The sequence below is a fragment of the Sphingomonas sp. DMC6 genome, from assembly GCF_056314225.1.
This window is the reverse complement of sequence record NZ_JBQUYT010000005.1, coordinates 141365-154589: the sequence shown is the minus strand read 5'-3', so window position 1 is coordinate 154589 and position 13225 is coordinate 141365. Positions and strand designations below refer to the sequence as shown.

The following is a 13225-nucleotide window of genomic DNA, read 5'->3' as shown; positions in this document are numbered from 1 at the left end:
GCCGCGTCGCAGAGGGGGTATGCCACTAGCGGCCCTGGCGACCCTGTCCGCGGAACCGGCCGCTACGACGATAACAGCCGCATGTGGGGCGTAACTACCGCACCTCCCGTCGCAGAATCTTGCCGACGTTGGTCTTGGGCAGCGGCGTGTCGCGCAGTTCGACGACTGCCGGGATTTTGTAGCCGGTCAGCCGTTCGCGGCAATGGGCGCGGACAGCCTCAGCGGTCAGCCCTGCTTCTCGCGGATGGACGACTGCCTTGATCCGCTCGCCTTTGACCGGATCGGGTATGCCGACCACCGCGACTTCCGCCACATCCGGATGGCCGGCGATCACCGCCTCGACTTCGGCCGGATAGACGTTGAAGCCAGACACCAGGATCATGTCCTTGATGCGGTCGACGATCCGTACCGCGCCACTCGCGTCCATCACCCCGACATCGCCGGTCGCCAGCCATCCGTCCGGCGAGAGCACCGCTGCGGTCGCTTCGGGCTGCTGCCAGTATCCCCGCATCACCTGCGGGCCGCGCACGCACAGCTCGCCCGGCTCGCCGATAGCGGCCCAACTGCCGTCCAGTCGGCGCATCCGTACTTCGGTGGAAGGGACGGGGAGGCCGACCGAGCCATTGTGCCGCATCCGCTCCGGCGCCGCGAAGTCGACAGGGCGAATGCAGACGATCGGCGCGCATTCGGTGAGGCCATAGCCTTCGACCAGCGGCTTGCCGGTCAGCGCCTCCCACTGTGCAGCAATGTCCGGATGCGTGGCCATGCCCCCGGCGATGGTCAGTTCCAGCGCGGAGAAATCGCGGGCGCGGAACGCATCGTCTTCCATCAGGCTGGCGAACAGCGTGTTGACGCCGGCCAGGCCGGAGAAGCGCTCCTTGCGCAGGATCCAGGACACGCGCCGGGTATCGCGCGGGTTGGCCACCAGCACGTTGCGGCCGCCGATACCGCTGAACAGCAACAGGTTCGCCGTCAGCGAGAAGATATGGTAGAGCGGCAGCAGCGTCACATTGGTGCGCGGCCGGTCGTCCGGCAGTTGCGACATCACCCAGGCGCGCCCCTGCAGCACATTGGCGACGACATTGCGATGGGTGAGCATTGCTCCCTTTGCCACCCCCGAGGTGCCGCCGGTATATTGCAGGAAGGCCAGATCTTGCTGGTCGATCGGAACCCGGTGGAACGGCAGCCGGCGCGCGCGTCTGAGAACCGCAGGCCAGCGCATCATGCCTGCGCGCGGATAGAGCTTTGGCGCCTGCCCGGCGGCGCGCAGCATCAGCGAGACGAACCGCCCCTTCACCGGCCCCAGCATGTCGCCCATCGACGTTACCACGACATGGCGCACGTCGGTCTGTTCGCGGATCGCGGCGAAGGTGGCGGCGAACATGTCCATTACGACCAGCACCGTTGCGCCGCTGTCCCGCAACTGGTGTGCCAGCTCGCTCGCGGTGTAGAGCGGGTTGACGTTGACCACCACGGCGCCGGCGAACAGCGTACCGAACAGCGCGACCGGATATTGCAGGCAATTGGGCATCATCAGCGCGATCCGGTCGCCCTTTTTCACGCCCTGGCCCTGCAGCCACGCCGCGAATGCCTGCGCATCCAGCAGTACGGCACCATAGGTGCGTCCGGTGCCTAGGCTGACAAAGCCTTCGCGCGCCGCGTGTCGCGTTGCATCGCGCTCGAAGACATCCGCCATCGATCCTGCGGTTTCGAGCTCGGCCTCGATGGAGGCTGGGACGCCGGGGCTGTAGTGGCGCGTCCAGAAGCGTTCGGCCCAGAGCCGATCGGTGTCTTCCGATGGCTCCGGCGCGGGGCTCATTTCTCGACTACCGCCACTACGCCCTGGCCTCCGGCCGCGCAGATCGAGATCAGCCCGCGCCCGCCGCCGCGGCGGTCGATGCTCTGGGCCAGCGTGGCCAGGATGCGCCCTCCCGTCGCAGCAAAGGGGTGCCCGGCGGCGAGCGAACTGCCGTTGACGTTCAGCCTGGCCCGGTCGATCGCGCCGGGCGGCGTGGCGCGGCGCAGGCGTTCGCGCGCGAAGGCAGGGTCTTCCCATGCCGCGAGCGTGCACAGCACCTGTGCGGCAAACGCCTCGTGAATCTCGTAAAAGTCGAAATCCTGCAGCGCGATGCCAAGCTTGTCGAGCATCCGCGGCACGGCATAGGCCGGTGCCATCAGCAGTCCTTCCGCTCCGCTGGCGAAGTCCACCGCTGCGGTCTCGGCGGCGTGGAGATAGGCGAGCACCGGCAGGTCGTGCGCGCGCGCCCACTCCTCGCTGGCCAGCAGTACGGCCGCCGCGCCGTCCGTGAGCGGTGTCGAATTGCCGGCGGTGAGCGTGCCGTTCGTGCGGTCGAACACCGGGGCGAGGCGCGCCAGCTTCTCCACGCTGCTGTCCGGCCGCAAATTATTGTCGCGCGCAAGGCCGCGCCAGGGCGTGACCAGATCGTCGAAGTCGCCCCGGTCATAGGCGGCGGCCATGGCGCGGTGGCTGGCCGCTGCCAGCGCGTCCTGATCCGCGCGGGCGATGCCCCAATGTTTCGCCATCTGCTCGCAATGCTCGCCCATCGACAGCCCGGTGCGTGGCTCGGCATTGCGGGGAAGCTCCGGGCGGAAGGGCAGGTCGGGACGGATGCCTGCCAATGCCTTCAGCCGGGCGCCCATCGAGCGCGCACGATTGGCGCGCAGCAACGCCTGGCGGAACCCTTCGTTGATCGCGATCGGCGGATCGGAGGTGGTGTCGACGCCGCCGGCGATGCCGACATCGATCTGCCCCAGCGCAATCTTGTTCGCGACGAGAATTGCCGCTTCCAACCCGGTGCCGCACGCCTGTTGCACGTCATAGGCGGGGGTTTCGGGCGACAGGCTGGTCGACAGCACCGCTTCCCGCGTCAGGTTGATGTCGTGCGAATGTTTGAGCACCGCGCCGGCGGCGACTTCGCCCAGCCGCATTCCTTCCAGCCCGAAGCGCTCGACCAGCGCCTGGAGCACGACCGTCAGCATCGTCTGGTTGGAGGCATCGGCATACGCCGTGTTGGAGCGGGCGAATGGAATTCGTCGACCGCCGAGTATCGCGACGCGGCGGGGGGCGGGAATGCTAAGCACGATCGGTCTCCGGGATCGGGTGGCCGCGCGAGAGGCAGCCGATCAGGTGAAGGCGCGCACCGCTCGCGTCGCGCACCGCAAAATCGGTGGTGGCGTCGCGTCGCGTGGCGCAGAAGCTGGCGCCACCGGGCAGCAGGATCGGCGCACGGAATGAGACGTCGATGGTCATCGCGTCCGCCGGCGTGGGCGGCAGTATCAGCGCCAGTGCGCGGGCCTTGGTCCACATGCCGTGCGCGATCGGCCGGCGGAAGCCGAACAGGCGGGCGCCCAGCCACGACATGTGGATGGGGTTGCGGTCGCCGGAGAGGCGGGCATAGCGTCTTGCGACCGATGGCAGGATCGTCTCGCTCGCGATCACGTCTGTCGGTGCGGTGTTGCCCGATTGCGTCGCGAGCGGCGTGCCGAGGGCAGAGGGCGCGCCGATGCGCAGATAGCTGCTTTCGCTTCGCCACACCGTCGCGCCGTCGCGTTGTACTTCCGCCAGGATGGCGAAGGCCTGACCGCGGGGATGGGTGTGGAACGCGCCGCATCGGGCGGCGATGTCCAACCGGTCGCCGTGCGCGATGGCCGTGTGCTGCACGATCCGGTTGGCGACATGCACCAGCCCTGCCATCGGGTAGGGAAAATCGCGGCGCATCATCAGGGCCAGATGCAGTGGAAAGGCGAGTAAATGGGGGTAGCTGGGCGGCACCTCCTGTTCCGCGACGAAGCCGCACAGCGCACGATATTCCGCCACGGCGTCCGCATCGACGGTGAGGCCGGTGCGCAGCGGGCGGACCGAGGGCAGCGTCGGGCTGGCGGGCGAGCGCTTCGCCAGAGTGGCGAGGCCGGCGCGCAGCACGGCGCCCCGCGTGGGGGGCGCTGTAACGAGGGCGGTATCGACAACCGGCATTTGGGTCATGCGCCCAGCAGGCTCTGGCCGCAGACGCGGATGACTTCGCTGGTGATGCCGCCGCTGGCCGCGTCCGCGAGCCAGGCGATTGTTTCGGCAACGTCCTCCGGCTGGCCGCCCTGGCCCATGGCGTTCATGCGCCGCCCGGCTTCGCGAATCGTGAAGGGGATGGCGGCGGTCATCTGCGTCTCGATAAAGCCCGGTGCGACGGCGTTGACGGTGATGCCCAGCGGCGCCACGTCGCGTGCCAGCCGCTTCACCCAGCCGATCAGGCCTGCCTTAGACAACGCATAATTGGTCTGGCCCATATTGCCTGCGATCCCGCTGAGCGAGGATACCGCGACGATCCGCCCGTTGCGCTGGATCTGCTCGGCGGCCAGCAGAGCTGTCGTGATCCGCATCGGCGCGGCGAGGTTGACCGCCATCACGCTGTCCCAGCGGGGGGCATCCATCCGGGCGATGGTCTTGTCGCGCGTGATGCCGGCATTGTGGACGACCACATCATAGCCGCCGCGGCCGGCCGCATCCGCTGCGATGCGCTCCGGGGCGTCCGCCGCGGTTATATCAAGCGCCAAGGCGCTACCGCCCAGCCGCGCGGCCTGTTCGCGCAGCGCAGGCTGGGCTCCGGGCACGTCCAGTCCGACGACATGCGCGCCCTGACCCGCAAAACAGGCAGCGATGGCGGCGCCGATCCCGCGCGAGGCGCCCGTCACCAGCACGACCCGCTGGCGCGATGTATCGGGTGGCGGCGAGTTCGCGGCGCTGATGTGGACGACCTGCCCCGAAACATAGGCCGACCGGCCGGAGAGCAGGAATGCCAGGCTGCTCCCGAGCGCGGCGGGCGCTGCGAGCGGCACATAGACGAGTTGCACGGCGATCGCGCCCCGGGCTTCCTTGCCTAGCGAGCGGGTCAGCCCCTCCAGTCCTCGCCAGATCGCGGCGGTTTCGGCATCGGGGGCGTCCGCAGGGTCGATGGCGAACAGGAGGATGCGGCCATTCGCGGCCACCGAGCGGATATGGCCGTGGAGCAGCCGGTACAGCGCATCGGTGTCGGCAACGGTTCGGCACCCGGTCGCGTCGATCAGCAGCGCATCGAACGCAGCGCCTTCGCTTCCCTCCACCCGTGCCACGTCCAGCGCGTGCAGTTCGGCCGCCAGTTGCTGCATGATCCGTCCGTCGCCGCTGTCCGCCAGCAGCGCGGTGCGGGCCATCCGCTGCGGGTCGCGATCGATCGGGACCGGCTGGGGCAAGCCCAGCGCGCCGGTTAGCCAGTGGCCGAACCCGGAATTGGCAAAGGCGAGATAACGGTCGCTCATTCGGCCGCCTCCGCCAGCGGGATGCGGGTGCTTTCGGCTTCGCGCCGCCGCAATCCTTCAGCAAGCCCGAAGTCAGCGGCAAAATCGTCAACCTGAATCGCCAGATCGGCATGGTGCGCAAAGCGCGCGATCAGCGCCCGCTCGTTTGCATCGATAAGGCCCTTGGCTTCGGCATCGGCAGCCCATCCGCCGAGCTGGCGATAATTCTGCGGCATCCGCTGAATCTCGCCGGCGCGGATCGTGTCGCGCAGCCGCCGCTCGATTTCGGCGACGGCCGGATAGCAATCGAAAGCGACCTGCGTGGCGGCGATCGCATCGACTTCCATGCGCGGCGTCCAGCTCCCGGCCAGCAGCCGATCGCGTGAGCGGCCGTGCGCCTGCACGAGGTTGGCAACGTCGGCATCCAACCGGTCGTCGGGCCCCGCGGCGATTCCGCCGAACGGACGCACCAGTAGGCGGAGGAGGATTGCGGCAGCGCGGCTCGGATGATTGTCGATCACCCCGCGCAGCGCCGCATCCGCCCGCGCCAGCGCATCGCGTGCGGCCCAGTGGATGAAGGGAAGATCGGCCTCAGGCCGGCCGTCATCCTCGAACCGCTTCAGGATCGCCGACAGAATGAAGAGCTGCGACAGAATATCGCCCAGCCGCCCCGTGACGGTCTCGCGGCGCTTTAGTGTGCCGCCCAGCGTCGCCATCGAGATGTCCGTCGCCAGTGCAAGCGCGGTAGAGAGCCGGGTTGCGCTGCGATAATAGCGCGCCATTTCCGGAGCCGCGCCCCGTGGCTTCGCCAGCAGCAGTCGTGCCGGCGTCGCAAATGCCAGCGCCCGCGCCGCATTGCGGAACAGGAAGCCGAAATAGCCGAACAGCGCTCGATCGAACGTGACCAAGCCTTCCCGGCCCGGCGCTTCGGCCGATCGCATCAATGCAAGGATATAGGGGTGGCAGCGGATCGCGCCCTGACCGAAGATGATCAGCGTGCGGGTCATGATATTCGCGCCTTCGACGGTGATCGCGATCGGAATCTGCTGATAGGCACGCGCCAGGAAATTGCCCGGCCCCATGCACACGCCCTTGCCGCCGATCAGGTCCATGCCGTCATTGACGATGATGCGGGCGCGCTCGGTGACATGATATTTGACGATCGCCGATACGACCGAGGGTTTTTCCCCCAGGTCCAGCCCGGCGGCCGCCAGCTTCCGCGCGGCGTCGATCGCGTAGAGATGGCCGGCCATGCGTGCCAGCGGTTCCTGCGCCCCCTCGAACGCACCGATCGGCACGTTGAACTGGCGCCGGATCGCAGCATAGGCGCTGACGCTGCCGGTCGCCAGCTTCGCCATGCCGACATTGGACGACGGCAACGAGATGGCGCGCCCGGCCGCCAGGCATTCCATCAGCATCCGCCAGCCATTGCCGATCTGCTCGCGCCCGCCGATCACCATATCGATCGGCACGAACACATCGGTGCCGGAGGTAGGGCCGTTCTGGAACACGGCATTCAGTGGCCAGTGACGGCGCCCGATCTCTACGCCGGGATGGTTGCGGGGGATGAGCGCGCAGGTGATCCCCAGATCCTCCGCGCCGCCCAGCAATCGATCCGGATCATGCACGCGAAAGGCGAGGCCGAGCACGGTAGCGATGGGGGCCAGCGTGATGTAGCGCTTGTTCCAGGTGACGCGGAACCCCAGCGTCTCACGGCCCTGCCACATCTCGCGGCACACGATTCCGGTGTCGGTGAGCGAGGCCGCGTCCGACCCGGCATAGGGGTTGGTGAGCGCGAAGCACGGGATTTCCTCGCCTCGCGCCAGCCGGGGCAGATAATGGTCCTTCTGCGCCTCCGTGCCATAGTGCAGCAGCAGCTCGGCCGGGCCCAGCGAGTTGGGCACCATCACCGAAACCGCCGCTGCCGAACAGCGCGTCGACAGCTTCTGGATCACCTGGCTGTGCGCATAGGCGGAAAAGCCCAGGCCGCCATAGCGCCGGGGAATAATCATCCCCAGAAAGCCCTTTTCGCGCGCATAGGCCCAGGCTGCGGGCGGCAGATCCTGCCACACGGCAGTGCTGTCCCAGTCGTTAGCAAGATCGCAGAGATGCTCGGTCTCGACATCGAGGAAGCGCTGCTCTTCGACGCTGAGCTTTGGCGCAGGCGTCGCCAGCAGGTTGGCCCAGTCGGGGCGGCCGCCGAAAAGCTGTGCATCCCACCAGACGGTCCCGGCGTCGATCGCCGCCTGTTCGGTTGCGCTCATGCGAGGCATGACCCGGCGGAACAAGGTACGGAGCGGGCGTGCCACCGCTCTGCGGCGGAGCGGACGGACTGCGAGCAACGCGACTGGAAGCCAGAGCGCGGCGAGCACCGCCAGCGCCGCATCGCCCGCCAGCCCGGCGGCGCGGCCGGTCGCTATCCACAATGCCAGTCCCGCAGCCCAGAGCCAGGCGGGAGCCCGCACCAGCAGCAGTATAAACGCAGGAACGATCAGGGCCGCGATCCACAATGGCATGAACATAACGCTTGCTCCATTGATATTGACATCAATGTCAATATTGAGAGGTCGTCTGTCAAGCTTGTTGATGGAGTTCGATCAATCCATTGTTATAAAAATTTTATTTGGGGATGGGCTGTCGTCGGACTTTGCCTTTCGATGGCAAATCGGGGCGAATCCGATCTGGGGCCACATACGCAGTATGCCGGGCGCACCATCGGCGCGCCCGGCGGGCAGGTCAGTAGGTGAGAGTCGGCGACAGCCGCACCTGGCCGTTCACCCGGCAGGGCGAACCGCCGGCCGGGCTCGACGGAATCGTCGCGTTGCTGAAGGTCAGGATTCCGGTCGACTGGTTGTAGGTGCCGGAGAGATTGCCGAAGCAATTGCCGGTGATTCCCGTTACGCCGACATTGTTGATCGTCACGGTCGTCCCACTGGCGGAGACGGCATAGGGAGTGCCCGTGAAGCCGATCGACCCGCAAAGGCCACCGGTAAGGGCGAGGCTGGTGACGCTGGCGCTCCCGCCGGACGTCACATTTCCGCTGCCGCTCAAGCCGCAGCTGAGCGTGATCCCCTTGCTGACGGTAATTGTCGTGACATTCGTGATCGTGAACGAACCGGCCGGCGAGAAAGTCTGCGCCGATGCTTGTGAAATCAGGAACATCGCCGACGCTGCAATCGCGCCAGCCGACAAGATCTTCTTGATCATTATTCCTCTCCTTGCTTTTTCAGGCATTGCACTGCCCATCGCTGGGGGAAATATTTCCCCTTCCAACCAGACGCGACGGAAGCGTGACAGGGGGGATAGCTGCGGACTATTTCGACGCAGCAAGACCGATATGCGAAAAGACCGGGAAAGGGCAGGACGAGCGGCATGAACGATGCGCGAACCAGGCGCCGCAAGCGCAGCGCAGACGAGGCGCGTGTCGAGGGGCTGGCCGCCGCGCGCGCATTGCTGCTGTCACAGGGGCCTGCCTCGGTCACGCTGGCCAATGTCGGCCGCGCTACCGGCATGTCGCACAGCAATGTCATCCATCATTTCGGGTCGGCGGCGGGGCTGCAGGCAGCGCTGATGGAAGCGATGATCCGCGATCTCGACCGGGCACTGGGCGAGGCGGTGAGCAGTCTGGGCGTCGATGCCGATGCGCCGGCGCGGCTGGTCGGCCGGGTATTCGATGCGTTCGATGGAGGTGGTGCAGCGCAGCTCGCGGCGTGGCTGGTGCTTGCCCAGGAGCCCGGGCACCTGGAATCGCTGGGTGGAGCAGTGCGCGACCTGGTCGATGCCGTTCGCGCCCGGGTCGCGCAGGGGGAAGGCAGCGAGCAGCGTATCCGTGCCAGCATCCTGCTGATTGCCGTTTGCGCTTTTGGCGACGCACTGATCGGTCCGCATCTGCGCGGTATGCTGGGTCAGAAAGACGGTGCGATGCGCGCCTTGCTAACCCAGTTGCTGCCGGTGCTGACCGCCCCGCCCCGATAGCGGCGGGGATGGTTGCGTTCAGCGTGCGCGTCGCCAGATCTGCGTGCGGCAGAGGAAAAGGGCGATGCAGCCCTCCACCGCCAGCGTATCCGGATCGCGCAGCGTCAACGAGCCCTTGGCCGCGAGCGTGCCGGTTTCGGGGTCGTAGAGCGGGCCGCCCTTCCAGCTTTTCGGTCCGCCCGAAAAGCCATCCAGCACGGGAAGTCCTTTCACCTTGCGCGCGCGCAGCGCGGCGTCGCGATTATGGACGTCGCGCTGGTCGGGATTGGCGCGGAGCGGCGCCCCGTCGATCACGCGCCCGCACAGCGCCGCGCCGCACCGGTGGATTTCCACCATCCCGTCCTTGCGTTCGGTATGCCATTTGCCGATCAGCAGCGCATTAGGGTCCTGCTGCGCTACGCCCGACATGGGGCCGGCCAAGGCGCACGAGGCGAGGGTAAGTGCAAGCACACGCACCCCGGGGAAGACTTTCGGAAGCAACGGCAACTCCCTGGCTGATCGACCCGATCCCCGTGGCGGGGACCGGGCGTCGTCTGTTCAGAAACGCTTTGACAGGCGGAAGCCGATGATGCGCGGCTCCAGCGTGAAAACATTGGTCGTCAGGCCGGTGTCGTCCGAATTGGTGAACGCATCGGTGATCGGGGCGTCGTCGAAAAGGTTTTTGACATAGAGCTGGGCCGTCATGTTCCAGTTCGAATTTTCCACCGTCAGCGCGACATTCACGTTGTTCCACCCATGCAGTCGATCATAGGCGGTATTGTAAACCCGGGCAAAGCTGGGGCCCTGGCGATAATAGTCGCCGCGCAGCGTAAATTTCCAGGCGTCGGCGAACACGCTGTACTCGGCGCCCACATTCACCGTCACGCGCGGCGAATTCGGGAGTTCGTGGCCGCTCAGATCGGCGTAGAAGCCGCGGCCGCCATTGGGCGCGCCGCTGCGGGGATCGGCGCTGCCCAGCGTTCCGAGCGGGCTGAGAGCAGGGTTGTAGGGCAACAGCGGATTATAGGTGAACCCCAGCAGTGCGTAATATGGCGTCTGTCCCGGCGGCAGGGCGGGGTCGTAATTGCCAAGGCGGTTCGAACCGCTGCAAAGGGCCGCCAACGCGAAGGGGCCAAGCCCGCCATCCGAACCCTGCGAAAAGGGTGATGCCAGGATCGCTTCTACGGCCGCGCGGGGGGCGATGCAGTTGGAAGGAACCTGAATCCATGGCCGCACCACCACCCAATCGGGGTTTCCCTGAGTCCGGTTCATGACGTCGATAGAGCGCGCGCCGTCGGCGATGCGCGTGCGCAAATACCCCGCATTCAGGTTCATCCGGAAATTGCGCGATGGCCGCCACCAGGTCTCCAGCTCCAGACCCATGCTCGTGGCGTTGAAATTTTCGTTTAGCGAAATGCGGTCGACGATCTGCGAAACCTGATAGTTCTTATAGTCATAATAAAAGCCGGTCAGGTTGAACCCGGCCTTGCCATGGCCCAGCACGTTCTTGGTGCCGATTTCGAAGGCGTTGACATATTCGGGGGCGAAGGTCTGTGCCAATGGTTGATACAGGACGATCGACGGATCGAAATCGACGCGGGGCGGGTTGGAACCGCCGCCCTTGTAGCCATGCGAGAAGGACGCATAGACCATCGTTTCATCGGTGAAGGAAATGCGCGGTTTCCAGTCGAGTACGGCGCGACCGCTGAAGCGGCCCCATTTCTGGACGATGTCGGGTTGGGCCGGATAGCCGATCGCCGCCTTGCCGCCCGTCGAATTGGTCAGCGCAGGGCCGATGCCCAGCAACAACTGGCTGGGATAGGGCGTGCTCGTCTTGGTGTCGTCCGTGTAGCGCAGGCCGGCCGTCAGTTTCAGGGAGTTGGACAGCTTGTAATATGTTTCGCCGAACAGCGCCCAACTTTCTGTTTTCACAACATTTTTGCTGCGGAAATAATTATGTCCGTCACCGTTTATGTTGGCGAGGGAATTCGGATCGACGTAGATGCAGTCCGAAGTGTTGTCGGAGGGGCTGGTCGGCTTGCAATTGCGCGTTCCAATTGAAAGTGAGCCGTCATCAAAATTGAACTGGTTGTCGAGGTTGTAAAAATACTGTGAAATGAGGGTAAAAAAATTGCTGAATACGTAATAATCGTCTTGGGATTTAAATTTCAGGTAATTGGCGCCAAGGCTGATGTTTAGAGGCCCGTCCCAGGATGATTGCAGGCGCAGTTCCTGAGTCCATTGCTCGTTTCGCGATTGGCTGAGATCGACCGACAGGAACCGGTTGGACGGGCCAAGTTGGGGGTCGGTGAAGACTCCGCCCGGCGTAAGATTCGGCGCGATGACGGCGCCGCCAAACGGACTAATCAAATCTGGCCGCGTGGAGTTGCCGAAGATCGGGTTCGAGGCGAACCGGTTATAATCCTGGGATGAATAATAGCGATCCTGGGCATAGGCACTTTGCGAGATCAATCGCAGACCGTTGGCGATGCCAATTTCGAGATTGAGCTGGTAGAAATCGTTTCGCGCCCGGAATATTGGATCATAGCTCGTCGAAATTTCACGCAGGTTCCGCGACTGACGAAGCCCCGCATAGGGGTCAGTCAAAGGCGGCACCGCGAAATATTGGCTGCCATCGGGCAAACTGCCGATGCCGATGTTGCTGGCGAGGTAGACTTGCGGAAAGCTCGCGCCATTCGGCATGCCATATGCGGCATCGTCGTACAGCGATGCCGGCTTGCACCCCTGGCTCAGCCGGGCGCGGAGTGCGTCGGGAACCGGCGTATTGCCGATCTGGGTCGGTCCGTCGTCACGGGTGCAAAGCTGTTTGCCGCTGCGCGACCGGTTGTCGTTCTCTTCGAAATGCTGCCACAGCACGCTGGCGGTGAAGTCGCTGCTGGGCTTCCACGATGCTGAAACGCGGGTCGACCACAAATCGCGGCCGTTCACCCGTGTGTTGTTGAAGCTGTTATAATCGAACCCGTCGCGCTTGGTGTAGGCGCCTGCGCCGCGCACCGCCACGGTATCGGTAAGGGGCACGTTGATCATGCCGCTGGCCCGGCGCGTCTCGTAATTGCCGGCCTCAAGCGACAGCGATCCTTCCAGCTTGTTGGTCGGCAGTACGGGCAGCACGTTCACCACGCCTGCGGTGGCGTTGCGGCCGTACAGCGTGCCCTGCGGGCCGCGCAGCACCTCTACGCGTTCGACATCGAAGAATTCCTGCTCGAACAGGCGGTTGCGGATCAGCGGCGTGTTGTTGAAGCTGACCGCCACGGCCGGATCGGAACTGGCGGAGACGGCCTTGGTGCCCACCCCGCGGATCGAGAAATTATAGCCTGAGAAGTTGCTTTTCGAGAAAGTGACGTTGGGAATGGCGCGCAGCAGTTCGCCACCGGTCTCGATCTTCTGGCTGTCCAATGCTGCCGGCGAAAAGGCGCTGACAGCAATCGGCACGTTCTGCACTGACTCTCGCATCTTCTGTGCAGTGACGACGATGACGTTTGGGTCTGCCTGTTCCTGTGGCGCCTGGGCCAGTTCTGCCGGTGCTGTTTGCGGTTCGGCTTCGGACGTGGCGGTCACGACCACATACACCGCACCACGCTTGCGATAGGAAAGCCCGCTTCCCCGCAGCAATGCGTTCAGTGCTACTTCGACCTCGCTGGTCGCGACATAGCGTGGCGCCAGCTTTCCGCGGGTAAGCGTGGCGTCAGCCATGATCGACACGCCGCTTTGCAGGGCCAGATCGCGAAGCGCACCGGCCAGCGACTGCGCCTCGATCCGGAACGCGACAACTGGCGGAGCGGCTCTGGCCGGCTCGATCGCTCCCATGGTGGCGAGCGTGGCTGTGCCTACCAGCAGCAGATGTCGCGACACCGGCATCCAATTGCGCATATCATCCCCTCCTTTTATCGCCGCCTCCGCCCCCTCGCGTGGCGTTGCGTACGATTGTGGGAAGATAAGACGCACGCTTTCACGGGGGCGG

The 13225-nt window shown here is 65.3% G+C and carries 9 protein-coding genes; 1 reads left to right on the top strand and 8 read right to left on the bottom strand.

Annotation, left to right across the window (positions count from 1 at the left end; genetic code table 11):
• Positions 1 to 94: 94 nt before the first annotated feature.
• From ACT53M_RS13620 to ACT53M_RS13595, 6 genes are all read right to left on the bottom strand, one after another.
• Complete coding sequence (locus ACT53M_RS13620) at positions 95 to 1819, bottom strand: AMP-binding protein (protein WP_476234001.1); 1725 nt, start codon at positions 1817 to 1819, stop codon at positions 95 to 97.
• The gene (locus ACT53M_RS13615) at positions 1816 to 3102 is read right to left on the bottom strand and encodes an acetyl-CoA C-acetyltransferase (protein ID WP_476234000.1); all 1287 of its coding nucleotides are present in this window, start codon (positions 3100 to 3102) and stop codon (positions 1816 to 1818) included. The genes ACT53M_RS13620 and ACT53M_RS13615 overlap by 4 nt, the downstream gene beginning before the upstream one ends.
• Positions 3095 to 4003: a MaoC family dehydratase gene (locus ACT53M_RS13610; RefSeq protein ID WP_476233998.1), complete on the bottom strand. Its 909-nt coding sequence runs from the start codon at positions 4001 to 4003 to the stop codon at positions 3095 to 3097. The genes ACT53M_RS13615 and ACT53M_RS13610 overlap by 8 nt, the downstream gene beginning before the upstream one ends.
• Positions 4000 to 5310 (bottom strand): 3-oxoacyl-ACP reductase, encoded by a 1311-nt coding sequence (locus tag ACT53M_RS13605; protein ID WP_476233996.1) that lies wholly within the window; start codon positions 5308 to 5310, stop codon positions 4000 to 4002. The genes ACT53M_RS13610 and ACT53M_RS13605 overlap by 4 nt, the downstream gene beginning before the upstream one ends.
• On the bottom strand, positions 5307 to 7811 hold the full coding sequence (locus tag ACT53M_RS13600) for an acyl-CoA dehydrogenase (RefSeq protein ID WP_476233994.1): 2505 nt from the start codon (positions 7809 to 7811) through the stop codon (positions 5307 to 5309). Before ACT53M_RS13600 ends, ACT53M_RS13605 begins: the two co-directional genes overlap by 4 nt.
• Before the next feature lie 214 nt (positions 7812 to 8025).
• Positions 8026 to 8496: a hypothetical protein gene (locus tag ACT53M_RS13595; RefSeq protein WP_476233993.1), complete on the bottom strand. Its 471-nt coding sequence runs from the start codon at positions 8494 to 8496 to the stop codon at positions 8026 to 8028.
• 165 nt (positions 8497 to 8661) lie between these two features.
• On the opposite strand from ACT53M_RS13595, the gene ACT53M_RS13590 reads away from it, so the two are divergent.
• Positions 8662 to 9264, top strand: coding sequence for a TetR/AcrR family transcriptional regulator (locus ACT53M_RS13590; RefSeq protein WP_476233990.1), 603 nt, complete (start codon positions 8662 to 8664; stop codon positions 9262 to 9264).
• A gap of 18 nt (positions 9265 to 9282) precedes the next feature.
• Here ACT53M_RS13590 and ACT53M_RS13585 read toward each other — a convergent pair whose 3' ends face one another.
• The gene (locus ACT53M_RS13585) at positions 9283 to 9672 is read right to left on the bottom strand and encodes a DUF2147 domain-containing protein (RefSeq protein ID WP_476233987.1); all 390 of its coding nucleotides are present in this window, start codon (positions 9670 to 9672) and stop codon (positions 9283 to 9285) included.
• A 129-nt stretch (positions 9673 to 9801) separates the two neighbouring features.
• Positions 9802 to 13134 carry a TonB-dependent receptor gene (locus ACT53M_RS13580; protein ID WP_476233985.1) on the bottom strand — a complete coding sequence of 1111 codons (3333 nt, stop codon included), beginning with the start codon at positions 13132 to 13134 and terminating at the stop codon, positions 9802 to 9804.
• Positions 13135 to 13225 lie beyond the last annotated feature (91 nt).